This is a genomic window from Collimonas silvisoli (genome assembly GCF_018305005.1).
GTDB lineage: Bacteria > Pseudomonadota > Gammaproteobacteria > Burkholderiales > Burkholderiaceae_D > Collimonas > Collimonas silvisoli.
The window spans coordinates 1-26,435 of the sequence record NZ_JAGQEG010000013.1 but is presented as its reverse complement, the minus strand read 5'-3'; the positions used below and the strand labels follow the sequence as shown (position 1 = coordinate 26,435).

The following is a 26,435-nucleotide window of genomic DNA, read 5'->3' as shown; positions in this document are numbered from 1 at the left end:
GCAAGTCCCTAAAAAAAGAATAGTAAAAAAGAATGAGTAAAGAAAGTATCCAAGACGTGGTGAGGCAAAGCCTGGAAAAATATTTCAAGGATCTGGGCGAGCAGCGGCCGTCGAACGTCTATGACATGGTGATTTCCACGGTTGAAAAACCGGTATTGGAAGCCGTGATCGCGCGCGCCGAAGGCAATCAGTCGCATGCGGCCGAAATGCTGGGGATTAACCGCAACACCCTGCGCAAGAAATTGCAGCAGCACGGTCTTTTGTAAAATTTAGAAGCAGTTTCAAGGCGCAGTTTCAAGACGCGGTTTTAAGATATGCCCGAGTGACGCCAAGCCGGTAGGCAGCAGAGTCAGAAAGCCGGCAGCAGGCTATGGCTTTCGTCAAGGGATGCGGCACTTCCCTCGCAATGATGCATGATGTATTTATCCCTTTTCCTTCCCGTTATTCACTTCCAGAGTTTTCATCATGATTAAACAAGCCCTCATTTCCGTATCCGATAAAACCGGGATACTCGATTTCGCAAAAGAGTTGTCGGCGCTGGGAGTGAATATTCTATCGACGGGCGGCACCGCAAAATTGCTGGCCGACAACGGCATCAAGGTGACGGAAGTCGCGGATTACACCGGTTTCCCGGAAATGCTCGACGGCCGCGTCAAGACCCTCCATCCGAAAGTACACGGCGGCATCCTGGCCCGCCGCGATTTCCCTGAGCACGTTGCCGCCCTGGCGCAGCACCAGATTCCGATGATCGACATGGTGGTGGTCAATCTCTACCCGTTTCAGCAGACTATTGCCAAGGAGCAGTGCTCGCTGGAGGATGCGATCGAGAATATCGACATCGGCGGTCCGGCCATGCTGCGTTCGTCGGCCAAGAATCATAAAGATGTGATCGTGCTCTGCGATCCTAGCGATTACGCTGGCGTGCTGGCTGAGCTGAAGGCGAATCAGGGCGAGGTCGGCTACGGCACCAAATTCGCGTTGGCCAAGAAGGTATTTGCCCATACCGCCCAATACGACGGCGCGATCACCAATTATTTCACTTCGCTGGGCGAAGACAAGCAGCACGCTAGCCGTAGCGCATATCCGGCGACGCTGAACCTGCATTTCGAAAAAGTGCAGGAAATGCGTTACGGTGAAAATCCGCATCAATCGGCGGCGTTTTACCGCGACACCCGCCATGTCGAAGGCGCGCTGGCGAATTACAAGCAGTTGCAAGGCAAAGAACTGTCGTACAACAATATTGCCGACGCCGATGCCGCGTGGGAATGCGTCAAGACCTTCAGCGAAACCGCTTGCGTCATCATCAAGCACGCCAATCCTTGCGGCGTTGCCATCGGCGGCAATCCGCTGGAAGCGTATAGCAAAGCGCTGCAAACCGATCCGACTTCGGCCTTTGGCGGCATCATTGCCTTCAACCAGGAGCTCGACGGCAATGCCGCCGAAGCGGTTGCCAAGCAATTCGTCGAAGTGATCATCGCGCCGTCTTTCACCGAGCAGGCCAAGCAGGTCTTTGCTGCCAAGCAGAATGTGCGCTTGCTGGAAATTCCGTTGGCGCATGCCATCAATCAGTACGACTTCAAGCGCGTCGGCGGCGGTTTGCTGGTGCAATCGCCGGATGCGCGCAATGTTGTCCTGAGCGAACTGAAAGTGGTCAGCAAGAAGCAGCCGACCCAACAGCAATTGCAGGATCTGATGTTTGCCTGGCGCGTTGCCAAGTTCGTCAAGTCGAACGCTATCGTGTTTTGCGGCAATGGCATGACCTTGGGCGTAGGCGCCGGCCAGATGAGCCGGGTCGACTCCGCCCGGATCGCCTCGATCAAGGCGCAAAACGCCGGTTTGTCGCTGGTTGGTTCGGCGGTGGCTTCGGATGCGTTTTTCCCGTTCCGCGACGGCCTGGACGTGGTGGTCGACGCCGGCGCCACTTGCGTGGTGCAACCGGGCGGTTCGATGCGCGATCAGGAAGTGATCGATGCTGCCGACGAGCATGGCGTGGTCATGCTGCTCACCGGCACGCGCCACTTCCGTCACTAAGTAGTTGCGACCGGCGCTTCGTGCTTGCGGCGGCGCAGCGCTTCGGTCATCGTCTGGCTATATGAAAATCCTCGGTATCGACCCCGGTCTGCGGACCACCGGTTTTGGCGTCATCGACAAGCAGGGCAGCAAGCTCAGCTATGTCGCTTCGGGCACCATCAAGACCCCGGACGCCGATTTGCCGCAGCGCCTGAAAGTGATTCTGGCCAGCGTTTCCGAAGTCATCCGCACCTATGCGCCGGATTGCTCGGCAATCGAAAAAGTCTTCGTCAACGTTAATCCGCAATCGACGCTGTTGCTCGGGCAAGCCCGTGGCGCAGCTATTTGTGCTTTGGTCAGCGCGGATTTGCCGGTGGCCGAATATACCGCTTTGCAGATCAAGCAAGCGGTCGCCGGTCATGGCAAGGCGCAAAAACAGCAGGTGCAGGATATGGTGCAGCGTCTGTTGCTGTTACCCGGCCTGCCGGGCACGGATGCCGCCGATGCGCTGGCGGTGGCGATCTGTCACGCGCACAGTGGCGATGCACTGGCGCACCTGAGTGCGCTGGCGCCCGGTTTGGCTAAGAAGGGTTTGCGGGTACGCGGCGGCCGGCTGGTAGGTTGATCCGGAATCGCTCCCGATTACAGTGCATTGTTAGTGCATTATTTGTGATTATCTTCTGTCGTTATAGTATGAATTAATTATCTTCCGTCATCTGCAGCCGTCCATTCCGCACTATCAAGCCGCCTACTCCCCGCTTTATCTGCGATTTGTCTCATTTTGCGTGTCGGAAGGTTCGTTCAATTGTGAACCTTTGTTTCAGCAAAATCATGACAAGCACATGTGTATATCTGAGAGCTGACATTTACATATGCTGCTAAGTCCTTCATTTATTTAGTAATTCAATGTAAGAACACTCTCGGCAGTTTATTAGGTACCGGTGCTAAGTCATTGACTTTACTCGAATATTTTGCAATTGCCTGCTGCTAAATGGCTTGACCTAGAATAGTGCATCCTCTAAAGTGGGTGGAAGTGTGGAAAAGTGTCTTTTTGTGGGGCATTTTTGCCGACTAGCAAAGAAAATTTCCAGGATTAAACAAAGGAGCGTGTGCGGTGTTTCAGGGTGCGTCAGCATTAAATCTCGATGCGAAAGGGCGGATGGCAGTGCCGTCCAAGCATCGTGACGCCCTCACCGTTCAGTGTGAGGGGCGGCTGACGCTCACCAAGCACCCGCACGGCTGCCTGCTGTTATTTCCGCGCCCGGTCTGGGAGAGTCATCGCGAACAAATCGCAGCATGGCCGATGTCGGCGCGCGCCTGGCAGCGGATTTTCCTTGGCAACGCCTCCGACGTCGAGCTTGATTCAGCCGGCCGGATTCTGGTGGCGCCGGAGCTGCGCTCGGCGGTCGGTTTGACGCGCGAGGTCATGCTGCTGGGCATGGGAAGCCATTTCGAGATTTGGGATGCAGCCAAGCTGGCTGAGAGCGAGTCGCAAGCAGTTGCGGCTGGCATGCCCGAAGTGTTAAGTAATTTTTCGTTCTGACGGGCCGGCCATGAGTGAACCAGTGGTGCCCGAGTTCCAGCACCGCACCGTGTTATTGGATGAGGCTGTCGATGCGTTGGCAATTGCCGGCGCGCGCGCGGACGGCATTTATGTCGACGGTACTTTCGGGCGCGGCGGCCATAGCCGGAAAATCTTGGAGAGCCTTGGGCCGCGCGGTCGTTTGATTGCCTTCGACAAGGACCCGCAAGCGATTGCCACCGCCAGCACCATCGCCGATCCGCGCTTTGAGATCGTGCACGACAGCTTTGCGACGATGGCGCAGGCGCTGCAGGAAAGAGGAATTCAACAAGTCGACGGGGTGTTGCTGGATCTGGGCATCTCGTCGCCGCAGGTGGACGATGCCAGCCGCGGTTTCAGCTTTCGTGCTGACGGCCCGCTCGACATGCGCATGGATACGACGCGCGGCATGTCGGCAGCAGCGTGGCTGGCAATTGCAGATGAACAAACAATCGGAAAGGTGGTACGTGAATATGGGGAAGAACGGTTTGCTGTTCAGATTGCAAAGGCGATTGTTGCTAGCCGGACAATCCAGCCCCTTACTGGCACACGACAGCTTGCCCAGATCGTGGCAAACGCCGTCAAGACCCGCGAGAAAGGCAAAGACCCGGCCACTCGTACCTTTCAGGCTATACGGATTTTCATCAATCAAGAGCTTGAAGAACTCGCGATAGCACTGGATCAGGCATTTCGGCAGATGGCCCAGCAAGGGAGATTAGTCGTGATCAGCTTTCATTCGCTGGAAGACCGGATCGTCAAGCAGTTCATGGCTTCCAAAGCCAAGCTGCCGCAGCCCGACCGTCGCCTGCCGATCCGTGCCGTCGATCTGCCGCAGCCGCAAATGAAACTGGTGGCGCGGGTCAAGCCATCGGATGCCGAAGTCGCGGAAAATCCGCGCGCACGCTCCGCCATCATGCGGGTTGGCGAGCGTCTGGCCGCAGCCGGAACCACTGGAACCGCTGCATCTACCGGAGGCCAGCCGTGAGCGGGCGTCTCAATTTTGTCCTGGCCCTGGCGCTGCTGCTGTGCGCATTGGCGCTGGTCAATGCGCAGTATCAAGCGCGCCAGCTGTTCATTGAACTGGAGCGGACCGCCAGCCAGGCGCGCCAGTTGGACATCGAGTGGGCTCAATTGCAGCTCGACCAGTCGACGCTGGGCAAGAACGCCAGAATTGAAGCCAGCGCCACGCGTGACTTGAATATGGTGCCGCTGACCGCCGCCCGTACCCAATATCTGACGGTGGGGGAAAAATGACGCGCAATCCCCCGCGCAGCTCGCATACAGGACGGATTGCCGCTGGCAAGGGTGTGCCGTTTTCGGCCAGCCCGATGCTCAAGGTCAAATTGCCGGTATGGCGTTCGCGGGTGGTGTTGTTCGCCATGTTCGCGGCCTTCCTGGCGTTGATCGCGCGAGCGCTGTGGCTGCAAGGGATTTCCACCGATTTTCTGCAAAAGCAAGGCGCTTCGCGCTATGCGCGTACCTTGGAGTTGCCAGCCACGCGCGGCAAGATCACCGACCGCAACGGCCAGGTGCTGGCGTCGTCGGTGCCGGTCAAGGCGATCTGGGCGATTCCTGAAGACGTGCAGGCGGCGCCGAAAGAGAAGTTGCAGGAATTGGCAAAATTGCTCGACATGAGCTATGCCGAACTCAGCAAAAAACTCGATTCCGACCGCAATTTTGTCTACCTCAAGCGCCAGGTCGAGCAAGAGACTTCCGACAAGATCATCAAGCTCGGCATCGATGGCATCGAAACCCGCAAGGAATACAAGCGTTTCTATCCGGAAGGCGAAGTGGCGGCGCACGTGGTTGGTTTTACCAATGTGGAAGACGCCGGCCAGGACGGCATGGAGTTGTCGCAGCAAAAAAACCTGGCGGGCACTACCGGCAGCCGGCGCGTGATCAAGGACCGGCTCGGGCGTATCGTCGAGGACATCGAAGCGGTCAAGGAGCCGCATGACGGTAAAGACCTGGTGTTGTCGATCGATAGCAAGATCCAATACATTGCTTTCACCCAGCTCAAGGAAGCCGTCGAAAAGTTCAAGGCGAAGGCGGGCGGGATTGTGGTGGTCGACGCCAAGAGCGGCGAGGTGCTGGCCCTGGCCAACCTGCCAAGCTACAACCCCAACGACCGCTCGGTATTGACCGGCGCGCAACTGCGCAACCGGGTGATGACCGATACCTTCGAACCCGGCTCCACCTTGAAACCATTTACCGTGGCGCTGGCGCTCGATACCAATCGGGTCCAGGCCACCACCACCTTTCAGGTGCCGGACAAGATGACGATCGGCACCGCCACCATCGGCGATTCCCATCCGCACGGTTTGCTGACCATGAGCGTGGCCCAGATTATCCAGAAATCCTCGAATCTCGGCACCGCCAAGATAGCGTTGCAAATGCCGGCCGAAGAAATGTGGGAAATGTTCACCACCGTCGGTCTGGGCCAGCAACCGAAATTCGGCTTCCCCGGTGCAGTTGCCGGCCGCGTGCGTCCTTTCAAATCATGGCGGCCGATCGAGCAGGCCACCATGAGCTACGGTCACGGCATCTCGGTATCCTTGATCCAGATGGCGCACGCCTACACGATTTTTGCGCGCAACGGCGACTTGATCCCGCTGTCATTCCAGAAAGTCATCGAGCCTCCGGTTGGCCAGCGGGTGGTCTCGGAAAAGACCGCGCTCACTATGCGCGCCATGCTGGAGCGGGTCACCGCGCCAGGCGGCACCGCGCCGAAAGCGCAGGTTCCAGGCTATCGGGTGGGTGGCAAAACCGGTACCGCTTACAAGATTGAAGGCGGGAAATATGTCAGAAAATATATTGCCGATTTCGTCGGCTTCGCGCCTGCTTCCGATCCGCGCCTGATTATTGCCGTCATGGTTGACGAACCGAGTATCGGCTCGCACTTCGGCGGCGACGTCGCGGCGCCGGTGTTCGCGACGGTTGCTGCGAACGCTTTGCGGGCTTTGAACGTGCCGCCGGATTCCAATGTCACAGATATTATTATCCCGACCGATGGTCCGCAGGAGGGCTTGTGAAGAAGCCTACGGTACAGCAATTGCAAGAGATTCAGCAGTGGCTGAGGGGGGTTGCCCCGGCTGCTGCGGAACTGGTGTCGGACTCGCGTAAAGTGAAGGCCGGCGACGTGTTTTTTGCCTATCCGGGCGATGCCGCGGATGGCCGTGCCTACATTGCGCAGGCGCTGAAAAACGGCGCGTCCGCGGTGTTGTACGAGAACCAGAAATTTACCTGGGACACCGCCTGGAGCGTTGCCCATCGCGCAGTGAGCGGCCTCAAGCAGCTTAGCGGCCAGATCGCTCATGGCTATTACGGCCAAGCCGATCAAGGCATGCTGGTGGTCGCCGTCACCGGCACGAATGGCAAGACCTCGTGCACCCAATGGCTGGGCCATGCACTGTCGCATCTGGGCCAGACTACCGGCGTTATCGGCACCTTGGGTACCGGAATATATAGCCATGGCCAGCGCGGCGAATTCGAAGAAACCGGCAACACCACGCCCGATGCACTGCTGCTGCAACAGGCGTTGAGCAGTATGCGCCGGCAAGGCGTAAGCGCTCTGGCGATCGAGGCGTCCTCGATCGGTCTGGAGCAAGGGCGCCTGAACGGGCTGCATGTCGACATCGCCTTGTTCACCAATTTCACGCGTGATCATCTGGATTACCATGGCGACGAACAGCACTACGAAGCTGCCAAGCGCATATTGTTCGACTGGCCCGGATTGCAGCAAGCCGTGATCAATCTCGACGACGCCATGGGCTTGCGTCTGGTCAAACATTTGCAGCAGAAACAAGCCGCCATTCCAGTGATCGGCTATACCTGCGAGGCGCTGGCAGCGCCGCCGGGCGTTTCGCTGCTGCGCGCTTCGGCGATCCGCACCAACGCCGGCGGTACCGCATTTCATGTGGATTCGCCTTTCGGTTCGGCGCAGGTCAAAACGCATCTGGTGGGACAATTCAATGTCAGTAATGCACTTGGCATTCTGGGGGTGTTGCTGGCCAAGGGTGTTGCCTGGAGTGCCGCGCTGCATGCGATTGAACTGTTGGTTGCCGTGCCGGGTCGAATGCAGCAGTTCGGCGGCCACGATGCACCGCTGATAGTGATCGACTATGCACACACACCTGATGCGCTGGAAAAAACTTTGAGTACCCTGCGGCAAGTCACGCAGCAACGCCACGGCGAGTTGTGGTGCGTATTCGGTTGCGGCGGCGATCGCGATCCTGGCAAACGGCCGCAGATGGGCGCCGTGGCGGAACTCGCCGATCACGTCATCGTCACCAGCGACAATCCCCGCAACGAGGAACCGGGCGCCATCATCGGCCAGATTCTGGCCGGGATGAAAGCGCCGCAGGCTGCGCAGGCGCTGGAAGATCGCGCTGCCGCGATTCTGTGGGCAGTGCGCCATGCGGGCAAGGCCGATGTGGTCTTGCTGGCAGGCAAAGGCCATGAAACTTATCAGGAAATAAAGGGAAAGAAATTGCCGTTTCTGGATGCCGACCATACCGCGCTGGCGCTTGCTGCGCGGGCCACCATGAAAGGCGGCAGCGTATGAACGCCTCATTGCAGCAATTGCAAGCGTGGCTAGGATTGCCTGCGGCTAGCGATGGCAGCGCCCAGGTCGTAGTGAATGGCCTGTGCACGGATAGCCGTGCGGTGACACCGGGTTCGTTGTTTGTCGCCTTGCGCGGCGAGCGTTTCGACGCCCATGATTTCCTGGGTCAGGTGGCGGCGCAAGGCGCAGCCGCCGTGGTGGTGGAACGAGCGCCAGCCACGTTGGCGGTGCCGGCACTGGTGGTGAGCGATACCCGGGCCGCGTTGGGTACGATAGCGCAGCGCTGGCGGCAACAATTTACGCTGCCCTTGATTGCCGTCACCGGCAGCAACGGCAAGACCACCGTAAAGGAAATGATTGCCGCGATCCTGGTTGCTGCCTTTGGCGTTGATAAATCGCTGGCGACGCGCGGCAATTTCAACAACGAGATTGGCGTACCGCTGACCTTGCTGCGGCTTGAGGCTGCTCATCAGGCTGCCGTGATTGAGCTGGGTATGAACCATCCCGGCGAAATCGCGCTGCTGACCGCGCTGGCCGAACCAACGGTGGCGCTGGTCAACAATGCGCAGCGCGAACATCAGGAATTCATGGCCAGCGTGGCGGCGGTGGCGGAAGAAAACGGCAACGTGATACGCGGCTTGCCAGCCACCGGCATTGCCGTGTTCCCGGCGGATGATCCGTATACCGGCCTGTGGCGCAGCTATGCCGCCGACAAGGCGGGCAGCATCAGCTTCGGCCTGACGCCTGACGCCGATGTCAGCGCCAGCTACACCAACGCGGCGAACGGCTTCGGCAGCGACTTGACGGTTTCGGCGGCGACTGCAGCGGGTCCGCAAAAATTTATCGTGCAACTGTCTGCCGCCGGCGAACACAATGTGCGCAACGCGCTCGCCGCCATCGCCTGCACCCTGGCAATCGGCATCGACATAGCCGCGATCAAGCGCGGCCTGGAATCGTTCGCGCCGGTCAGCGGCCGCCTGCAACGCAAGCTGGCGCAGGCCGCCGGCTATGTTGGCGCGCTGGTGATCGACGATACCTACAACGCCAATCCGGATTCGGTGCGGGCTGCTATCGATGTGCTGGCGCAAGCGCCGGCCGACGCGCCACGCTTGCTGGTGCTGGGCGATATGGGCGAAGTGGGCAACGAAGGACGCGAATTCCATCAGGAGATCGGCGCTTACGCGCTACAACGCGGCGTCACCCGGTTATTCACCCTGGGCCAGCTGGCGGCTGACGCCAGTGCTGCCTTCGGCCCGCAAGCACAACATTTTAACGACATCGCAGCGTTGCTAGCCGCGCTCGACGCCACCATGACACCGGACACCACGGTGCTGATCAAAGGGTCGCGCTTCATGAAAATGGAGCGCGCGGTTCAGCATCTGGCCGGTACAACATCTGAGGGGACTCACTAACATGCTGCTATGGCTGGCACAAAATTTTCAGCAGGATTTCAGTTTCCTGCGCGTCTTCAACTTCATCACCTTTCGCGCCGTGTTCGCGACGTTGACGGCGTTGATGATCGGTTTGATCGCAGGGCCCAGCGTGATCCGCATGCTGGCGCGCCTGAAAGTCGGGCAGGCGGTGCGTACCGACGGCCCGCAAACGCATCTGATCAAATCCGGCACGCCGACCATGGGCGGCGTATTGATCCTGATTGCGATCGGCATTTCGACCTTGCTGTGGAGCGATCTGAGCAACCGTTTTGTCTGGATCGTGCTGGTGGTGACGCTGGGCTTCGGCACCATCGGCTGGGTCGACGATTATCGCAAGGTGGTCTACAAGGATCCGAACGGCATGCGTTCGCGCGAGAAATATTTCTGGCAATCGGTGATTGGCGTGGTGGCGGCGATCTACCTGGCGTTCTCGGTATCGGCGCCGAACAATACCCAGGTCTGGGATTTGTTCGTGGCCTGGGTCGAATCCGGTTTCAGCCTGGATCTGCCGCCGAAGGCTGATCTGATCGTGCCGTTTTTCAAGACCATCAGTTATCCGCTGGGGGTCTGGGGTTTCATGGCCCTGACGTATTTCGTCATCGTCGGCACCAGCAACGCAGTCAACCTGACCGATGGCCTGGATGGCCTGGCCATCATGCCAACCGTGATGGTGGGTACGGCGCTGGGACTGTTCGCCTATCTGACCGGTAACGTGACTTTCGCCAAATACCTGCTGATCCCGCATATTCCCGGCGCTGGCGAACTGTTGATTTTCTGTGGTGCGATGGCCGGCGCCGGGCTCGCATTCCTTTGGTACAACGCCTATCCGGCCCAGGTATTCATGGGCGATGTCGGTGCGCTGGCTTTGGGCGGCGCCTTGGGCACCGTGGCGGTGATCGTGCGCCAGGAAATCGTGCTGTTCATTATGGGCGGTATTTTCGTAGTGGAGACTCTGTCGGTGATGTTGCAGGTAATCTATTTCAAGTATACGAAGAAGCGTTTCGGCGTCGGCCGCCGCGTGTTGCTGATGGCGCCTTTGCACCATCACTATGAACAAAAAGGCTGGAAAGAAACCCAGGTTGTGGTGCGTTTCTGGATCATCTCGATGATGCTGGTGTTGTTTGGGCTTTCAACTCTGAAGTTACGGTAGGCGGGTAAGCGGTAATGAACTATACGGGTAAACATGTTCTGGTATTAGGGCTTGGAGAATCGGGCCTGGCGTCCGCATTGTGGCTGGCACATTGCGGTGCGACCGTGCGCGTGGCGGATACGCGCAGTGCGCCGGAACGCCTGCCGCTGCTGCAACAGGCAATCCCGGCAGTGGAATTCGTCGGCCCTGGCGATGACGGCGGCGGCTTTGCCGTCAGCTTGCTGGACGGTATCGACTTCGCGGTCACCAGCCCGGGTTTGGCGCCAGGCGGCGAGCTGAAAGAAATCTTGTCGGCGGCGACCGACCGCAATATCCCGGTGTGGGGTGAAATCGAAATATTTGCACAAGCCCTGGCGGCATTGCGCGAGAGCCAGGCCTATGCGCCGAAAGTGATTGCCATTACCGGCACCAACGGCAAGACCACGGTCACCAGCCTGACCGGTTTGCTGTGCGAACGCGCCGGATTGACGGTACAAGTGGCGGGCAACATCAGCCCGGCCGCGCTGGATGTATTGCGCAGCGCGCTGGAGAACGATGCCTTGCCGCAGGTCTGGGTGTTGGAGCTGTCCAGTTTCCAATTGCATGCAACCTGCAATCTGCACGCCGACGCGGCGACCATTCTGAATATCAGCCAGGATCATCTGGACTGGCACGGCGACATGGCATCCTACGTGGCCGACAAGGCGCGCATTTTCAGCGCCGACACCATGCGCGTGCTGAATCGCGACGATCCTCTGACGATGCAATTCAAAACCGGCAACAGCACTAGTTTCGGTTTCGACGAACCGGTTGAAGGCGATTGTTTCGGCCTGGTCAGCGACAACGGCATGCAGTGGTTGTCAGTAGCGGTGCCGGGCGATGAAGAAGAAAGAGTCGAGAAGCGACGCGGCAAGAAAGAACAACTGGCCCTGCTGCCGGTGTCGGTCAAACGCCTGATGCCGGCCGACGCCTTGCGGATTCGCGGCCGCCACAATGCGGCCAACGCCCTGGCGGCGCTGGCCTTGTGCCGCGCCATCGATCTGCCTTTTGCGCCGCTGCTGCACGGTTTGCGCGAGTATCACGGCGAGCCGCATCGGGTCGAACTGGTGACCACGATCGGCGGCGTTGAATACTACGACGATAGCAAGGGCACCAATGTCGGCGCTACAGTAGCGGCTTTGAACGGCCTGGGTCGCGGTTGTGACGGCGGCGGTAACGCTAGCCGCCTGTTGCTGATCGCCGGTGGCGAAGGCAAAGGCCAGGATTTCGCGCCGTTGGCAGCGCCATTGGCCGCTTACGGCCGCGCCTTGCTGTTGATCGGCCGCGATGCAGCGGCAATTCGTGCTGCGGTGGAAAGCCATGCGGCAGGTATCGACATCATTGCTTGCGCCACGCTGGAACAAGCCGTGGCGCGTGCCGCCGAGCTGGCGCATCCTGGCGACGCCGTATTGCTGTCGCCGGCTTGCGCCAGTTTCGACATGTTCCGCAATTACGCACATCGGGCACAAGTATTCGTCGACGCGGTACGTGAGTTGGCCTTGTCACGCGGCGAGGTCGGCCTATGAAATTCGCCTTTCCATCATTTTCAGCCAAGCCTGCGGCCAGCTCAGTGAATACCGCTGCGCCGCGGCCGCGCACGCTCGATCGCCAGAAGCCCGGCGTCCAGCGTTCGAAAATGATGGAATACGATCAGCCGCTGGTATGGGTGGTCGTGCTGCTGATGCTGTTCGGACTGGTGATGGTGTACTCGGCCTCGATCGCGCTGCCGGATTCGCCCAAGTATACGAACTACACGAATGCGCATTTCCTGGCGCGGCAAGCCATTTTTATCGGCGTTTCCCTGGTTGCGGGATTGCTGACATTCCGGATTCCGATCGCCACCTGGCAGCGCTGGGCGCCGTATTTGTTTGTGATTACGCTGATCTTGCTGGCGATGGTGCTGGTGCCCGGGCTTGGGCGCGGCGTCAACGGCGCCAAGCGCTGGCTGTCATTCCGGGTGTTCAACTTGCAGCCGTCGGAATTGATGAAATTGTTCATCGTCCTGTACGCCGCCAATTACACGGTGCGCAAACAGGAAGTCATGCATAAGCTGACCAAAGGATTTTTACCGATGACCGCCGCGGTCGGGCTGGTCGGTTTGCTGTTGATGCTGGAGCCGGATCTCGGCGCGCTCGGCGTGATCGTGTGCATTGCGATGGGGATTCTGTTCTTGGGCGGGATCAACGGCGTCTGGTTCGGCGGCATAGGCGCCATGCTGGCGGGGATGTTTACCTTGGTGATCTGGCTGTCGCCATGGCGGCGCGAGCGGATCTTCGCTTATCTGAATCCTTGGGCGGAAGAAAATGCCTTGGGCAAGGCTTATCAGCTGTCGCATTCGCTGATCGCCTTCGGCCGTGGCGAATTGTTCGGTGTCGGCCTCGGCGCCAGCGTCGAAAAACTGCACTATCTGCCGGAAGCGCATACCGACTTCCTGCTGGCGGTGATTGGCGAAGAGCTGGGATTTGCCGGCGTGCTGGTAGTGGTCATGCTGTTTTACTGGATCATCAAGCGCGCCTTTGAAATCGGCCGCCAGGCGATCGCCATGGATCAGACTTTTGCCGGCTTGACTGCCAAGGGCATCGGCATCTGGATCGGGGTGCAGACCTTCATCAACATGGGCGTCAATCTGGGCCTGTTGCCGACCAAGGGTTTGACCTTGCCGTTGATGAGTTACGGCGGCTCCGGGGTGCTGATCAATTGCATCGGCCTGGCGATCTTGCTGCGTATCGATTACGAAAATCGGGTTCTGATGCGCGGAGGCCGGGCATGAGCGCTAACCCAAAACGTTTGCTGATCATGGCGGCGGGAACCGGCGGTCATATATTCCCAGGCCTGGCGATTGCCGATACCATGCGCGCGCGCGGCTGGCAAGTGAGCTGGCTCGGGACTACCCACGGCATGGAGTGCGATCTGGTGCCGCAGCATGGCATAGCGATGGACAAGATTACGTTCTCCGGTTTGCGCGGCAAAGGTTTGGCGCACACGATGCGCGGCGTCTGGCGCATGTTGCTCAGCTTTCCCGCTTGCTTCCGCATTCTCGGCCGGCGTCAAGCCGATGTGGTGCTCGGCATGGGCGGTTATGTGACGGTGCCGGGCGGCGCGATGGCGCGTTTGCGCGGTGTGCCCCTGGTGCTGGTGAATGCCGACGCCGCCTTGCTGTTATCGAACCAGACCCTGGCGCCGCTGGCGCAACGGGTGCTGTTCGGTTTTCCGGCGGATTTTGGACGAGCGGCAAGCAAGGCGCTGGTCACCGGCAATCCGGTACGCAAGGAAATCATGGCCTTGCCGCTGCCGGCCGAGCGTTATAGCGGCCGCAGCGGCCCCCTGCATTTGCTGGTGGTGGGCGGCAGCCTGGGGGCGAAAGCGCTCAACGATTGTTTGCCGGCTGCCTTGGCCCTGATCCCGGCCGATGTACGGCCAAGCGTCACGCATCAATCCGGCAAGCAGCATATCGACGCCTTGCGCAGCGCTTATGCAGCGGCCGGCGTAACGGCGGAGGTAGTGGCGTTTATCGACGACATGCCGCGCCGCTACGCCGGCGCCGATCTGGTGATTTGCCGCGCGGGGGCGATTACGGTTTCGGAACTGACCGCCGCCGGTGTCGCCAGCGTGCTGGTGCCGCTGGTGGCGTCGACTACTTCGCACCAGCGTGACAATGCGCGCTGGATGGCGACCCAGAAAGCGGCGATTCATTTGCCGCAAACCGAATTAAGCAAAGAGCGCCTGGCCGCGTTGTTGACGCGGATCTCGCGTCAGGACTGCCAGACGATGGCGCAGGCAGCATATGAAAACGGCCGGCGCGACGCCAATCAGGCGATCGCGCAGGTTCTCGAAGAATTGGCAGGTGCGCAGTGAGTAAAGACCATGAAACATAAAGTTAGAAATATCCATTTCGTAGGAATTGGCGGCAGTGGCATGAGCGGCATCGCAGAGGTGCTGATTAATCTCGGCTACACCATTTCCGGTTCCGATCTTGGCGATAACGCCGCAACCCGGCGCCTGGCTAGCCTTGGCGCTAAAGTGAGCCGAGGACACGCGGCAGCGAATATCGAGCAGGCGCACGCGATTGTCACTTCGACCGCGGTGCAAGCCGATAATCCGGAAGTGGTTGCAGCGCGTGAAAAGCACATTCCTATCGTGCCGCGTGCGGTCATGCTGGCGGAGTTGATGCGTCTGAAGCGCGGTATCGCGATCGCCGGCACGCACGGCAAGACCACCACCACCAGCCTGGTCGCGAGTGTGCTGGCGCAAGGCGGTCTGGATCCGACTTTTGTCATCGGCGGCCGTCTCACCAGCGCCGGCGCCAACGCCAAGCTGGGTTCCGGCGACTTCATCGTGGCCGAAGCAGATGAATCGGACGCATCGTTCCTGAATCTGTCGCCGGTGATCGAAGTCATCACCAATATCGACGCCGATCATATGGACACCTATGATCACGACTTCGGCAAGCTGAAGCAGGCGTTCGTCGAATTCACCCAGCGTCTGCCGTTTTACGGCGTCGCCGTGCTGTGCATGGATGACGCCAATGTGCGTGAAATCATGCCGCAGATTTCCAAGCTGATTACCACTTACGGTTTCCACGCTGACGCCGACGTGCGCGCGATCGACGCCAAGGCAGCGGCCGGCCACATGCAATTCACAGTGATTCAAAAAGGCTATGCGGCAATGCCGATCAGCCTGAATCAGCCGGGCATGCATAACGTCCAGAACGCTTGCGCGGCGATTGCGATTGCGCGTGAACTGGGTGTCGCAGATAGCGCGATTCAGCAGGCATTGACCGAATTTAACGGCGTCGGCCGCCGCTTCACCCGCTATGGCGAAATCAAATTGCAGGATGCCGAAGGCAAGCCACGCGGTGAATTTGCTCTGGTCGACGATTATGGCCATCACCCGGTGGAAACCGCGGCGACGATTTCCGCAGCGCGCGGCGCCTATCCGGGGCGGCGCCTGGTGCTGGTATTCCAGCCGCATCGCTACACCCGCACCCGCGATCTGTTTGAAGATTTTGTAAAGGTGCTGTCTACGGTGGACGTGCTGGTGTTGGCGGAAGTATATGCCGCCGGGGAAACGCCGATTGTCGCGGCCGATGGCCGTGCTCTGGCGCACGCTTTGCGGGTGGCGGGTATGGCGGAACTGGTTTTTGTGGAAGACATCAACGATATGCCGGCATCGATTCTGAACATCGCGCGCGACGGCGACGTAGTGATGACGATGGGCGCGGGCTCGATCAGCGGTGTGCCCGGCAAGTTGGCGCAACTGGTGGAGCATTAAAATGAGTAAAAAAATGGTGACTAATCAATTCGGGAAAGTCGGCGTGCTGTTCGGCGGGCGTTCGGCCGAGCGCGAGGTTTCCATCATGTCTGGAACGGGCGTGTTGCAGGCATTGAAAAGCCGTGGCGTCGACGCTCATCCTTTCGATCCGGCGCAACGCAGCTTGGCAGAACTGGCGGCGGAAAAGTTCGACCGCGTGTTTATCGCCCTGCATGGCCGCTACGGCGAAGACGGCACTTTGCAAGGCGCGCTGGAGCAGCTTGGCATTCCTTATACCGGCCCGGGCGTGATGGCGTCTGCGATTGCGATGGACAAGGTCATGACCAAGCGCATCTGGCAAAGCATGGCGCTGCCGACGCCGCGTTTCATCGTTCTCGATGCACGCAGCGCCACCCGAGAAGAGCTGCGCCAGGTGCCGGATGTGCTGGGCCTGCCGCTGATGCTGAAAGCGCCGCACGAAGGGTCGACAATCGGCATCAGCAAGGTGGTTGGCTATTCTGACATGAGCGAGGGTTTTGCCCTGTGCGCCAAATACGATGAGGTGGTACTGGCGGAAGAGTTCATCACCGGGCGCGAGCTGACGGTGCCAGTGCTGGGCGCCGGCCGTAACGCCCGGGCTTTGCCTATCGTCGAGATTCGCGCACCGGAAGGTAATTACGATTATCAGCATAAATACTTTACCGACGACACCAAGTATCTGTGCCCGGCGCCGCTGGACCAGGAATTGACCCAGCGCATACAGTCGCTGGCGATGCAGGCATTCAATGCACTGGGATGCGAGGGCTGGGCGCGGGTCGATTTCCTGTTGCGTTCATCGGATAACGAACCATTCCTGCTGGAGATCAATACTTCTCCGGGTATGACCGGTCATTCGCTGGTGCCGATAGCGGCCAAGGCAGATGGCGTCAGTTACGAAGATCTGTGCGTAGAAATACTGAACTCGGCCTCGCTCGATTTGAAGCCGTCGCAAGACTGGAAGCCGGATTGAGCCCGGTCCGAAAAAGAAAGTGTGAATATTTCAAGAAATAACTAACGATCCCAGCGATAAAGTCGATAACCATGTGGCAAGACATCAAAATGTTGAACGCGATCTCCGGCACTTTGCTGGGACTGGCCGCGCTCGCATTGCTGGCGTCTGGCGTTTGGTGGCTGGCGCAGCGTCCGATGTTTACGCTGAAGACGATTCGGATTGAAGCGGCAGCGCAGAGCGAACTGCGGCGCGTCAACCCATTGATCATTCGCGCTAGCGCGCTGCCGCGCGTCAAGGGCAATTTTTTCACTGCCAATCTGGACACGGTGCGCAGCGCATTCGAATCGGTGCCGTGGGTGCGCAAGGCGGCGGTACAGCGTGAATGGCCGAACACGCTGATCGTGACGATTGAAGAGCATCAGCCCTTGGCTACCTGGGACGACGACGGCCGTTTGCTGTCGGTGCATGGCGATTTGTTTACCGCCAACCTGGACGAGGCGGAAGAGGACGGCGAGCTGCTGCGCTTGTCCGGCCCGAAAGGCAGTGAAAAAGATGTGACGGCGCGCCTGGCGGAGTTCCGTGCATGGTTTGCGCCGCTGAAGCTGAACCCGGTAGAAGTGAATTTATCGACGCGTTATGCATGGAGCGTAAAGCTGGACAACGGCATGACGGTGGAGTTGGGACGCGAGCAAAACAAGAGCACGCTGAAAGATCGCGTGGCACGGCTGGTGCAGATTTATCCGCAACTGCTGTCGCGTTTGCAGAACCGGATTGAAAGTGTGGATATGCGGTATCCGAATGGCTTGGCGCTGAAGGCGAGCGGCTTGTCGGCCGGATTGGGAAGCAAGAAAAAATAAGCGGAACACTATGACAAAAGACGCAAAAAACTTGATCGTCGGTCTCGACATCGGCACCTCCAAAGTGGTGGCCGTGGTAGCCGAGGTATTGGCCGACGGGCGCCATGAAGTCATCGGCCTTGGCCAGTCTGAATCCAAGGGGCTGAAAAAAGGCGTGGTGGTGAATATCGAAGCCACCGTCGAGTCTATCCAGCGCGCGCTGGAAGAAGCCGAGCTGATGGCCGACTGCAAGATCCGCAATGTATATACCGGGATTGCAGGCAGCCATATCCGCAGCTTCAATTCCAGCGGCATGGTGGCGATCAAGGACAAGGAAGTCAGCACCGCCGACGTCTCGCGCGTTATAGAAACGGCCAAGGCCGTCAACATTCCAACCGACCAGCAGTTGCTGCATACCGTACCGCAGGAATTTATTGTCGATAGCCAGGAAGATGTGCGTGAACCAATCGGCATGAGCGGCATCCGACTGGAAGTCAAGGTGCACATCGTTACTGGTGCGGTATCGGCGGTGCAGAACATCGTCAAGTGCGTGCGCCGTTGCGGGCTGGAAGTGTCGGACCTGATCTTGCAGCCGCTGGCGGCGGCAGACGCCGTATTGACGCCTGACGAAAAAGAACTGGGCGTGGTGCTGGTCGACATTGGCGGCGGCACTACCGACGTGGCGGTGTTCACCGAGGGCGCGATTCGCCACACCGCAGTGATTCCGATTGCCGGCGACCAGATTACCAACGACGTGGCGATGGCGTTGCGCACGCCGACCAACGAAGCGGAAGAAATCAAATTGCGCTACGGCGTGGCCAAGCAGATTCTGGCCGATCCGGGCGAAACGCTGGAAGTGCCCGGCCTGGGCGACCGCAATCCGCGCACCTTGTCGCGCCAGGCTCTGGCGGCAGTGATCGAGCCGCGCGTCGAGGAGCTGTTTGCGCTGGTGCATCAGGTGGTGCGCGAGTCGGGCTACGAAGAAGTGCTGTCGAGCGGGGTGGTGCTGACCGGCGGCTCGGCCATGATGCCTGGCATGATCGAGCTGGCCGAAGATATTTTTCTTAAGCCGGCGCGCCTGGGTACGCCGGAGTATCACGGCCAGTTGGCCGACGTGGTGCGCAGTCCGCGCTATTCGACGGTGCTGGGCTTGCTGCTGGAAGCGAAAAAGCAATACCTGCGCGGTTACATCGTGACGCGTCAGGAGGGTTCTGCGAAGGCGATCTGGCAGCGCATGAAGGAATGGTTCTTGGGTAATTTTTAATATATTTTTTAATCCGACTTTTGTTTTTAACGTTGTTTGTGCAACACGCAGTTGTCAGTTGCTAGGCCTCACACAGCGTGATGCCTATTGACTGAATGCTGCATCTTTATGAGGAAATATCATGGAAATCGATATGCTTGACAATGCAACTTTGGGCACCGTGATTAAAGTCGTCGGCGTCGGCGGCGCTGGCGGTAATGCGGTCCAACATATGATCAACAAGGGTGTGTCCGGCGTGGAGTTTATCGCTGCTAACACTGATGCACAGGCGCTCAAGCAATCGAAGGCGCATAACGTGATCCAGATCGGCGAGACCGGTCTGGGTGCCGGTATGAAGCCGTCGGTTGGCCGTCAGCTGGCCGAGGAATCGCGCGGCCGCATCGAAGACGCGTTGCGTGGCGCACACATGGTGTTCATCGCTGCCGGCATGGGCGGCGGCACTGGCACCGGTGCGGCGCCGGTGGTGGCGCAGATCGCCAAGGAACAAGGCGCGCTGACGGTGGCGGTAGTGTCTAAGCCATTCTCTTACGAAGGCCAGAAGTGCATGGACATCGCCGATGAAGGTCTGGAAGCATTGTCCCAGCATGTTGATTCGCTGATCATCATTCTCAACGAAAAGCTCGAAGAGATTTATGAAGACGACAGCATGATGGAATGGCTGCAACACGCTGACGACGTACTCAACAATGCGGTTGCCGGGATCGCCGAAATCATCAACGTGCCTGGTCATATCAACGTCGACTTCAACGACGTCAAGACCATCATGGGCGAACAAGGCAAGGCGATGATGGGGACTGCCACCGCATCCGGCGTGGATCGCGCGCGTCTGGCGGCGGAGCAGGCGGTTGCCTCGCCGCTGCTGGATGGCATCGATCTGTCCGGCGCTCGCGGAGTGTTGGTCAACGTCACCGCCAGCCGCAGCCTGAAGGGTAAGGAAATCAAGGAAGTGATGGCAACCGTGCGTGCTTTTGCGGCGCCGGATGCATCGATTGCCCAAGGGATCGCCTACGACGAAACCATGGGCGACGATATCCGCGTCACCGTGGTGGCCACCGGCCTGGGCCGTGCGCGCAAGGCGGTGCAACTGGTGCAAGCGCCGATGATGCGGACCGGTACCCATAACGAACCGATGATGCACGGCCAGCCATCGGTGGGCCATGGCAGCTCGTCGTTCGAGGGCATGAAGGCGCCTGCAGTATGGCGCCGCGAGTCGGCTTCCGACACGGTGAGGGCGTTGGAAAAGAACGGCATGGAAACCTACGACATCCCGGCTTTCCTGCGCAAACAGGCCGACTAAATCTGCGTTGTCCTGGCCAGAAGTGATGGCGGGTTCTTATACCCGCTATCATCGCCAGGCTTCTGCATGATTTTGCGGAACAGGGCATACTGCGGGTTCCACGCCGCGTCGAAAGGCGCGGCGTTTTCTTTTGTTGTATCCACTAACTCCGACGCCTCTGAAATACCGCCTCACTGCTCAGCTCAGCTCAGCGTTGCGGGTTTCGGAGGCTTCATCATCTAGACAAGGATTTCATCATGAGCATCAAGATCGGCGATCGCCTGCCAGAAGGCAAATTAGCAGAATTCATCGAAACCGAAACCGCAGGCTGCGCGCTCGGACCAAATACATTCAATGTCAGCGATCTGGTCAAGGGCAAGAAAATCGCCTTGTTCGCAGTACCGGGCGCTTTCACGCCGACTTGCTCCGCCAAGCACCTGCCAGGCTATATCCAGCACGCGGCCGAATTCAAGGCCAAGGGCGTAGACGAAATTTGGGCGATTTCCGTCAACGATGCATTCGTCATGGGGGCTTGGGGCCGTGATCAGAAAGCCGCCGGCGTTGTGCGTTTGCTGGCTGACGGCAATGCCGATTTCGTCAAGGCGCTGGGCTTGGACGCCGACTTCGGCAAGTTCGGCATGGGCGTGCGCTCGCAGCGCTTTTCCGCGCTGATCGACGATGGCGTGGTCAAGCAACTGAATGTTGAAGAGGGCGGCAAGTTCGAAGTGTCCAACGCAGAAACCTTGCTGGCGCAACTGGCATAACTTAGCTTATTGTCAGTAGATAAGGCGGCGCCCCGGGGCGCCGCTTTTGCATGCGTGGGCAGAAGCGTTACGGCGTGTTTTTTACCCCACAGCGAATACACATCGTTACAGAATAATTATCAGTCAGACTTATAATGTCATCATGTTGAAACAACGCACCATCAAGAAAATTGTCAAGACGACAGGCATTGGCGTCCATTCCGGTACCAAGGTCGAGCTGACCTTGCGTCCGGCAGCCGTGGATACCGGAATCATTTTCCGTCGCGTCGATATTGACCCGGCGGTCGACTTCCCGGCCAAAGCCACCGAGGTCGGCGATACGCGCATGGCGTCGGTGCTGGTCAAGGACGGCGTGCGGGTATCGACCATCGAGCATTTGATGTCGGCTTGCTCGGGACTTGGCATAGATAATCTGTATGTCGATGTGACTGCCGAAGAAATTCCCATCATGGACGGCTCGGCGTCATCCTTCGTGTTCCTGTTGCAGCAAGCGGGGCTGGAAGAGCAAAACGCCGCCAAGAAATTTGTCCGTATCAAAAAATCCGTCGAGGTGCGTGAAGGCCAGGGCGAGCGCGAGAAGTGGGCGCGGCTGGATCCTTGCAACGGTTTCAAACTCAAGTTTTTTATCGAATTCAACCACCCGGCGGTGGATGGCACCGGCCAGACCGCAGAAGTCGATTTCAGCATCCAGTCGTATGTGAAAGAAGTGGCGCGCGCGCGTACTTTCGGTTTTATGCAAGATGTGGAAACCATGCGTGGCCTGGGATTGGCGCGCGGCGGTTCGCTGGAAAACGCCATCGTGATGGATGAGTACCGCATTCTCAACAGCGACGGCTTGCGCTATGAAAACGAGTTCGTCCGCCACAAGATCCTGGACGCCATCGGCGATCTGTACCTGATCGGCCATCCGCTGCTGGCCAGTTACACCGCGCACAAGTCCGGTCACGGATTGAATAACCAGTTGCTACGCGCTTTATTGGCTCAGCCGGATGCGTATGAGGTAGTCAGCTTCGATGAGTTGGCAGAGGCGCCCGGCGCCTATCAGCGCCAGGTCGGGCAAGAGTGGGCGCTGAATTAGGCGTTTGAGTTAGGCGTTTCTGCGATTTCTGTATAATGCCATTTTTGCAAGATGGCGTTTTCCTCTGTTTATAGCGGTCTATTTTTTGTCGCTATAGCGTCTGACCATCGCTGCGATGGCGCTTTTCAGCGCTTCATTTGCAGCCGATGGTTCCAGTTCTTCCATCAGCGAAGAGAAAGCTGAAACAGCCTTGGATGAAAGTTGAGCTTGCTTGACGGTCGGCGCTTTTACCAGGTTTTGGCTTACTTGCACTTTGATTCGGATTGCATTAATCTGCCAATTTCCTGCCAGCAATTGGTTTTGCAGGCGTGGCAGTTGCTGCTTCAATTTGCTGGCAAGAGCCGCGTTAGGCGCTGACAGTACCAGTTGCCCGGCTTCACATTGCAATACTTCGCAGGTACTGAACATGGCAGGCAATTCGATGGCACATTGCTTTTGCAATGCCGCCATGCGTGTGACAGCGGGCAGCAATGCCGCCATCTTGTCATTCCCCCGTAAAAAATCGGCAACGGCTTTTTGAGTTTGAGGCCTGGAACCCGTTGTCGCTGGCCGGTAAGAAGAAGGTGAGAGTCTACGCATCATGGTGAAACCATATCACACCTGTGACCCGCTCAGGACGTCACTGGAGCCGCAATGCAGGTAATTCTGCTACATCCGCGTTTTAATCGCGCAAAGTCCATTACTTTAGGCGCCAAGCACATCGTCTTGATGATCGCCGGTTTTTTATTGGCGGTATTGCTGGCGACTGGATTGCTGTATTTTCTTACCGCCCGTTACGCGGTGGGTCTGCCGTTCTTGCCGGTTGTCGGCAAGACAGCCAGCAGCTCCGCGGCCGGGGCGCCGGATAAAGATAAGTATCTGAAAGAGAACCTGGCGGCGATGGCCGTCAAGCTCGGCGAAATGCAAGCCCAACTGATGCGCCTGGATGCGTTGGGCGAACGAGTCCAGGGGCTGGCGGGGGTCAAGCCGGAAGAATTCAATTTCAAGGAAGCGCCGGGACGTGGCGGCGCCGAATCCAGCAGCCTTCACGACAGGCGCTCGCACGACATGAGCATGAGTGAATTTCAACAGGCGCTGGACGCCATGTCGCGCGATGTCGGCTATCGCACCGACTATCTGAACGTGGTTGAAACCGTGCTGATGAGCGACCGGATCAAATCCAAGCTGCTGCCCACCAACCAGCCGGTCAATGTCAATTACAACTCTTCAAGTTTTGGCTGGCGGCTCGATCCGTTCAGCGGCCGCAGCGCATTTCATGAGGGACTCGATTTCCCGGCGTCGGTCGGCACCGCCATTTTCGCCGCAGCGGCAGGCGTGGTGATCGCGGCCGAATATCATCCGCAATACGGCAACATGCTCGATATCGACCATGGCAATGACATCATCACCCGCTATGCGCATGCATCGAGGCTGCTCGTGAAAGTAGGCGATATTGTGCAACGCGGCCAGCATATCGCCGATATCGGCACGACCGGGCGCTCGACCGGGCCGCATTTGCATTTCGAAGTAAGAATCAAGGGCGTGGCCCAGGATCCGCGCAAGTTTCTGAATGCCGGCACCGATCTGGCCAAGGTAGCAACATTGGCGGGGAAGTAATAAATGTTGTCGTAATACAAGCAAGGGGGCTCGGAAGCAGCGCCGATCTGGCGCAATTTGCGCAACTTGCTATTGTTTCCTGGCGCATAACCCCAATGTGTCGAGGACTGCATGATAAAATTCTCCGATTATTTAGCCACAGCCCGGTTTCGGGGCCATCCATAAGATGCCACGGAATGTCGCCGGCACTTTTTTTAGAATCCAAGCATGTCATTACTGACCCAGATTTTCGGTAGCCGCAACCAGCGCCTGCTCAAACAATATAAAAAAGTCGTCCGACAAATTAATGCACTTGAGCCCGCATTCGAAAAACTGTCCGATGCCGAGCTGCAAGCTAAAACGCCAGAGCTGAAACAGCGTATTGCAGGCGGCGAAAAGCTCGACGCCTTGTTGCCGGAAGCATTCGCGATTTGCCGCGAAGCCGGCAAGCGGGTCTTGAAAATGCGCCATTTCGATGTGCAACTGATCGGCGGCATGGTGTTGCATTACGGGAAAATTGCCGAAATGGGCACTGGCGAGGGCAAGACGCTGATGGCGACCTTGCCCGCTTATCTGAATGCACTTTCCGGCAAGGGCGTGCACGTGGTGACCGTCAATGATTACCTGGCGCAGCGCGATGCCGAATGGATGGGGCGCCTGTACGGCTGGCTCGGCCTGACTACCGGCGTCAACCTGTCGTCGGTTGAACACGATGCCAAGCAAGTTGCTTATGCGGCTGACATTACCTACGGCACCAACAACGAGTTCGGTTTCGATTATCTGCGCGACAACATGGTGTATGACGCTGCCGACCGCGTGCAGCGCACCCTGAATTTCGCCATCGTCGATGAAGTCGACTCGATCCTGATCGACGAAGCGCGTACCCCGCTGATTATTTCCGGCCAGGCTGAAAACCATACCGATCTGTATTACAAGATCAATGAAGTGCCGCCGCTGCTGACCCAGCAAATCGGTGAAGAAACGCCGGACGGCAAGGGCAAGGTTGAAGTGCCTGGCGATTACACCAAGGATGAAAAAGCGCATCAAGTCTTGCTGACGGAAGCCGGCCACGAAAAAGCCGAGCAGATCCTCACCGACATGGGCTTGCTGGCGGAAGGCGCGTCGCTGTACGACGCTGCCAACATCAGCCTGATTCATCACTTGTACGCTGCGTTGCGCGCGCACTCCTTGTATTTCAAGGATCAGCACTACGTAGTGCAAAACGGCGAAATCGTCATCGTGGATGAGTTCACCGGCCGCATGATGACCGGCCGTCGCTGGTCGGATGGCTTGCACCAGGCAGTCGAAGCCAAGGAAGGCGTCAAGATCCAGAACGAGAATCAGACCCTGGCCTCGATCACCTTCCAAAATTATTTCCGCATGTACGGCAAGCTGGCCGGCATGACTGGTACGGCCGATACCGAAGCCTACGAGTTCCAGGAAATCTACGGTCTGGAAACCGTGGTGATTCCGCAAAACCGGCCGAATCAGCGCAAGGATCGGCAGGATCAGGTCTACAAGACGGCCCAGGAAAAATACATGGCGATGCTGAAGGATATTCAGGATTGCTACGAGCGCGGACAACCGGTGCTGGTGGGCACCACCTCGATCGAAAACTCGGAATTGCTGGCCGGGATCCTGGCCAAGGCCGACCTGCCGCACAATGTGCTGAACGCCAAGCAGCATGCGCGCGAAGCGGAAATCATCGCGCAAGCAGGCCGTCCGAAGGCGATCACTATCGCTACCAACATGGCCGGCCGCGGTACTGACATCGTGCTGGGCGGGAACGTCGAGAAACAAATCCAGTTCATCGAGGCCGACGAGGCGCTCGGCGAAACCGAAAAACAACTGCGCTCCGACAAGTTGCGCGATGAATGGCAATCGCTGCATGACCATGTGGTCAATTCGGGCGGTTTGCATATCATCGGTACTGAGCGCCATGAATCGCGCCGGGTGGACAATCAGTTGCGTGGCCGTGCCGGACGCCAGGGCGATCCAGGCTCCTCGCGTTTCTATCTGTCGCTGGATGACGCCTTGCTGCGCATTTTTGCCGGCGACCGTGTGCGCGCCATCATGGATCGCCTGAAAATGCCGGAAGGCGAGCCGATCGAGGCTGGCATCGTATCGCGTTCGATAGAGTCGGCGCAGCGCAAAGTAGAGGCGCGTAACTTCGATATCCGTAAGCAGTTGCTGGAATACGACGATGTCGCCAACGATCAGCGCAAAGTGATCTACCAGCAGCGTAACGAGTTGCTGGAAGCGCAAGGCGTTTCCGAGACCGTTGCATCATTGCGCGAAGGCGTTCTGGACGACACTTTCCGCACCTATGTACCGGAAGAGTCGCTCGAAGAACAATGGAATATTCCCGCACTGGAAGCCGCTCTATCCAGCGAGTTGCATCTGGAAGTGCCACTCGCCGAGATGCTGAAGTCGGAACCGAACCTGACCGATGAAGAGTTGCTGGAGCGGGTGCTGGCAGCGGCAGATAGTTCGTATGCCGCCAAAACTGAAATCGTCGGCAAGGAATCGTTCGCCGGTTTCGAGCGTAGCGTCATGTTGCAAAGCGTCGACAGCCATTGGCGCGAACATCTGGCAGCGCTGGACCATCTGCGGCAAGGGATTCATCTGCGCGGTTACGCACAGAAAAATCCAAAACAGGAATACA

The 26,435-nt window shown here is 58.4% G+C and carries 23 protein-coding genes; 22 read left to right on the top strand and 1 reads right to left on the bottom strand.

Annotated elements, in window-relative coordinates; translation table 11 throughout:
* Window positions 1–32: 32 nt before the first annotated feature.
* From KHU33_RS05035 to lpxC, 20 genes are all read left to right on the top strand, one after another.
* The gene (locus KHU33_RS05035; RefSeq protein ID WP_211461415.1) at window positions 33–266 is read left to right on the top strand and encodes a Fis family transcriptional regulator; all 234 of its coding nucleotides are present in this window, start codon (window positions 33–35) and stop codon (window positions 264–266) included.
* A 199-nt stretch (window positions 267–465) separates the two neighbouring features.
* Window positions 466–2,031 (top strand): bifunctional phosphoribosylaminoimidazolecarboxamide formyltransferase/IMP cyclohydrolase, encoded by a 1,566-nt coding sequence (gene purH, locus KHU33_RS05030; RefSeq protein ID WP_211461414.1) that lies wholly within the window; start codon window positions 466–468, stop codon window positions 2,029–2,031.
* A gap of 61 nt (window positions 2,032–2,092) precedes the next feature.
* The gene (gene ruvC / locus KHU33_RS05025; protein WP_211461413.1) at window positions 2,093–2,635 is read left to right on the top strand and encodes a crossover junction endodeoxyribonuclease RuvC; all 543 of its coding nucleotides are present in this window, start codon (window positions 2,093–2,095) and stop codon (window positions 2,633–2,635) included.
* A 489-nt stretch (window positions 2,636–3,124) separates the two neighbouring features.
* Window positions 3,125–3,553: a division/cell wall cluster transcriptional repressor MraZ gene (mraZ, locus tag KHU33_RS05020; protein ID WP_211445157.1), complete on the top strand. Its 429-nt coding sequence runs from the start codon at window positions 3,125–3,127 to the stop codon at window positions 3,551–3,553.
* A gap of 10 nt (window positions 3,554–3,563) precedes the next feature.
* Entirely contained in the window at window positions 3,564–4,556 is a 993-nt protein-coding gene (gene rsmH, locus KHU33_RS05015) for a 16S rRNA (cytosine(1402)-N(4))-methyltransferase RsmH (RefSeq protein WP_211461412.1), read from the top strand.
* Window positions 4,553–4,825: a cell division protein FtsL gene (ftsL, locus tag KHU33_RS05010; protein ID WP_329956024.1), complete on the top strand. Its 273-nt coding sequence runs from the start codon at window positions 4,553–4,555 to the stop codon at window positions 4,823–4,825. Before rsmH ends, ftsL begins: the two co-directional genes overlap by 4 nt.
* The gene (locus tag KHU33_RS05005; protein WP_211461411.1) at window positions 4,822–6,603 is read left to right on the top strand and encodes a peptidoglycan D,D-transpeptidase FtsI family protein; all 1,782 of its coding nucleotides are present in this window, start codon (window positions 4,822–4,824) and stop codon (window positions 6,601–6,603) included. Before ftsL ends, KHU33_RS05005 begins: the two co-directional genes overlap by 4 nt.
* Complete coding sequence (locus KHU33_RS05000; protein WP_211461410.1) at window positions 6,600–8,135, top strand: UDP-N-acetylmuramoyl-L-alanyl-D-glutamate--2,6-diaminopimelate ligase; 1,536 nt, start codon at window positions 6,600–6,602, stop codon at window positions 8,133–8,135. The genes KHU33_RS05005 and KHU33_RS05000 overlap by 4 nt, the downstream gene beginning before the upstream one ends.
* Window positions 8,132–9,547 carry a UDP-N-acetylmuramoyl-tripeptide--D-alanyl-D-alanine ligase gene (locus tag KHU33_RS04995; protein WP_211461409.1) on the top strand — a complete coding sequence of 472 codons (1,416 nt, stop codon included), beginning with the start codon at window positions 8,132–8,134 and terminating at the stop codon, window positions 9,545–9,547. Before KHU33_RS05000 ends, KHU33_RS04995 begins: the two co-directional genes overlap by 4 nt.
* A gap of 1 nt (window position 9,548) precedes the next feature.
* Complete coding sequence (mraY, locus tag KHU33_RS04990) at window positions 9,549–10,718, top strand: phospho-N-acetylmuramoyl-pentapeptide-transferase (protein WP_211461408.1); 1,170 nt, start codon at window positions 9,549–9,551, stop codon at window positions 10,716–10,718.
* Window positions 10,719–10,732: 14 nt separating this feature from the next.
* Window positions 10,733–12,262 carry a UDP-N-acetylmuramoyl-L-alanine--D-glutamate ligase gene (gene murD, locus KHU33_RS04985; RefSeq protein WP_211461407.1) on the top strand — a complete coding sequence of 510 codons (1,530 nt, stop codon included), beginning with the start codon at window positions 10,733–10,735 and terminating at the stop codon, window positions 12,260–12,262.
* Window positions 12,259–13,506: a putative lipid II flippase FtsW gene (gene ftsW, locus KHU33_RS04980; RefSeq protein WP_211461406.1), complete on the top strand. Its 1,248-nt coding sequence runs from the start codon at window positions 12,259–12,261 to the stop codon at window positions 13,504–13,506. The genes murD and ftsW overlap by 4 nt, the downstream gene beginning before the upstream one ends.
* Window positions 13,503–14,591, top strand: a complete 1,089-nt coding sequence (gene murG, locus KHU33_RS04975; RefSeq protein ID WP_211461405.1) for an undecaprenyldiphospho-muramoylpentapeptide beta-N-acetylglucosaminyltransferase — start codon at window positions 13,503–13,505, stop codon at window positions 14,589–14,591. Before ftsW ends, murG begins: the two co-directional genes overlap by 4 nt.
* A 9-nt stretch (window positions 14,592–14,600) precedes the next feature.
* On the top strand, window positions 14,601–16,007 hold the full coding sequence (gene murC / locus KHU33_RS04970; RefSeq protein ID WP_211461404.1) for a UDP-N-acetylmuramate--L-alanine ligase: 1,407 nt from the start codon (window positions 14,601–14,603) through the stop codon (window positions 16,005–16,007).
* A gap of 1 nt (window position 16,008) precedes the next feature.
* Window positions 16,009–16,995 carry a D-alanine--D-alanine ligase gene (locus KHU33_RS04965; protein WP_211461403.1) on the top strand — a complete coding sequence of 329 codons (987 nt, stop codon included), beginning with the start codon at window positions 16,009–16,011 and terminating at the stop codon, window positions 16,993–16,995.
* A gap of 71 nt (window positions 16,996–17,066) precedes the next feature.
* A complete protein-coding gene (locus KHU33_RS04960; RefSeq protein ID WP_211461402.1) occupies window positions 17,067–17,834 on the top strand; it encodes a cell division protein FtsQ/DivIB in 768 nt (255 codons plus the stop codon).
* Window positions 17,835–17,844: 10 nt separating this feature from the next.
* On the top strand, window positions 17,845–19,077 hold the full coding sequence (ftsA, locus tag KHU33_RS04955) for a cell division protein FtsA (RefSeq protein ID WP_211461401.1): 1,233 nt from the start codon (window positions 17,845–17,847) through the stop codon (window positions 19,075–19,077).
* Window positions 19,078–19,198: 121 nt separating this feature from the next.
* The gene (ftsZ, locus tag KHU33_RS04950; RefSeq protein ID WP_211461400.1) at window positions 19,199–20,374 is read left to right on the top strand and encodes a cell division protein FtsZ; all 1,176 of its coding nucleotides are present in this window, start codon (window positions 19,199–19,201) and stop codon (window positions 20,372–20,374) included.
* A 236-nt stretch (window positions 20,375–20,610) separates the two neighbouring features.
* Window positions 20,611–21,117: a peroxiredoxin gene (locus KHU33_RS04945; protein WP_211461399.1), complete on the top strand. Its 507-nt coding sequence runs from the start codon at window positions 20,611–20,613 to the stop codon at window positions 21,115–21,117.
* Window positions 21,118–21,259: 142 nt separating this feature from the next.
* Window positions 21,260–22,195, top strand: a complete 936-nt coding sequence (lpxC, locus tag KHU33_RS04940) for a UDP-3-O-acyl-N-acetylglucosamine deacetylase (RefSeq protein WP_092397056.1) — start codon at window positions 21,260–21,262, stop codon at window positions 22,193–22,195.
* Between the two features lie 78 nt (window positions 22,196–22,273).
* On the opposite strand, the gene KHU33_RS04935 is transcribed toward lpxC, so the two are convergent.
* Window positions 22,274–22,774: a hypothetical protein gene (locus KHU33_RS04935; RefSeq protein WP_211461456.1), complete on the bottom strand. Its 501-nt coding sequence runs from the start codon at window positions 22,772–22,774 to the stop codon at window positions 22,274–22,276.
* Window positions 22,775–22,828: 54 nt separating this feature from the next.
* On the opposite strand from KHU33_RS04935, the gene KHU33_RS04930 reads away from it, so the two are divergent.
* Both KHU33_RS04930 and secA read left to right on the top strand, forming a co-directional pair.
* Entirely contained in the window at window positions 22,829–23,791 is a 963-nt protein-coding gene (locus tag KHU33_RS04930) for a M23 family metallopeptidase (RefSeq protein WP_211461398.1), read from the top strand.
* A 207-nt stretch (window positions 23,792–23,998) separates the two neighbouring features.
* A partial coding sequence (gene secA / locus KHU33_RS04925; protein ID WP_211461397.1) for a preprotein translocase subunit SecA occupies window positions 23,999–26,435 on the top strand: 2,437 nt, incomplete at its 3' end.

Bases quoted from the DNA above. Each gene is read 5' to 3' on its own strand.
- murC (WP_211461404.1), top strand. From the start codon at position 14,601: ATGAAACATAAAGTTAGAAATATCCATTTCGTAGGAATTGGCGGCAGT.
- ftsW (WP_211461406.1), top strand. From the start codon at position 12,259: ATGAAATTCGCCTTTCCATCATTTTCAGCCAAGCCTGCGGCCAGCTCA.
- purH (WP_211461414.1), top strand. From the start codon at position 466: ATGATTAAACAAGCCCTCATTTCCGTATCCGATAAAACCGGGATACTC.
- mraY (WP_211461408.1), top strand. From the start codon at position 9,549: ATGCTGCTATGGCTGGCACAAAATTTTCAGCAGGATTTCAGTTTCCTG.
- KHU33_RS05005 (WP_211461411.1), top strand. From the start codon at position 4,822: ATGACGCGCAATCCCCCGCGCAGCTCGCATACAGGACGGATTGCCGCT.
- KHU33_RS04995 (WP_211461409.1), top strand. From the start codon at position 8,132: ATGAACGCCTCATTGCAGCAATTGCAAGCGTGGCTAGGATTGCCTGCG.
- murD (WP_211461407.1), top strand. From the start codon at position 10,733: ATGAACTATACGGGTAAACATGTTCTGGTATTAGGGCTTGGAGAATCG.
- ftsA (WP_211461401.1), top strand. From the start codon at position 17,845: ATGACAAAAGACGCAAAAAACTTGATCGTCGGTCTCGACATCGGCACC.
- KHU33_RS05035 (WP_211461415.1), top strand. From the start codon at position 33: ATGAGTAAAGAAAGTATCCAAGACGTGGTGAGGCAAAGCCTGGAAAAA.
- KHU33_RS04930 (WP_211461398.1), top strand. From the start codon at position 22,829: ATGCAGGTAATTCTGCTACATCCGCGTTTTAATCGCGCAAAGTCCATT.
- ruvC (WP_211461413.1), top strand. From the start codon at position 2,093: ATGAAAATCCTCGGTATCGACCCCGGTCTGCGGACCACCGGTTTTGGC.
- lpxC (WP_092397056.1), top strand. From the start codon at position 21,260: ATGTTGAAACAACGCACCATCAAGAAAATTGTCAAGACGACAGGCATT.
- KHU33_RS04945 (WP_211461399.1), top strand. From the start codon at position 20,611: ATGAGCATCAAGATCGGCGATCGCCTGCCAGAAGGCAAATTAGCAGAA.
- KHU33_RS04965 (WP_211461403.1), top strand. From the start codon at position 16,009: ATGAGTAAAAAAATGGTGACTAATCAATTCGGGAAAGTCGGCGTGCTG.
- rsmH (WP_211461412.1), top strand. From the start codon at position 3,564: ATGAGTGAACCAGTGGTGCCCGAGTTCCAGCACCGCACCGTGTTATTG.
- murG (WP_211461405.1), top strand. From the start codon at position 13,503: ATGAGCGCTAACCCAAAACGTTTGCTGATCATGGCGGCGGGAACCGGC.
- ftsZ (WP_211461400.1), top strand. From the start codon at position 19,199: ATGGAAATCGATATGCTTGACAATGCAACTTTGGGCACCGTGATTAAA.
- KHU33_RS04960 (WP_211461402.1), top strand. From the start codon at position 17,067: ATGTGGCAAGACATCAAAATGTTGAACGCGATCTCCGGCACTTTGCTG.
- KHU33_RS04935 (WP_211461456.1), bottom strand. From the start codon at position 22,774: ATGCGTAGACTCTCACCTTCTTCTTACCGGCCAGCGACAACGGGTTCC.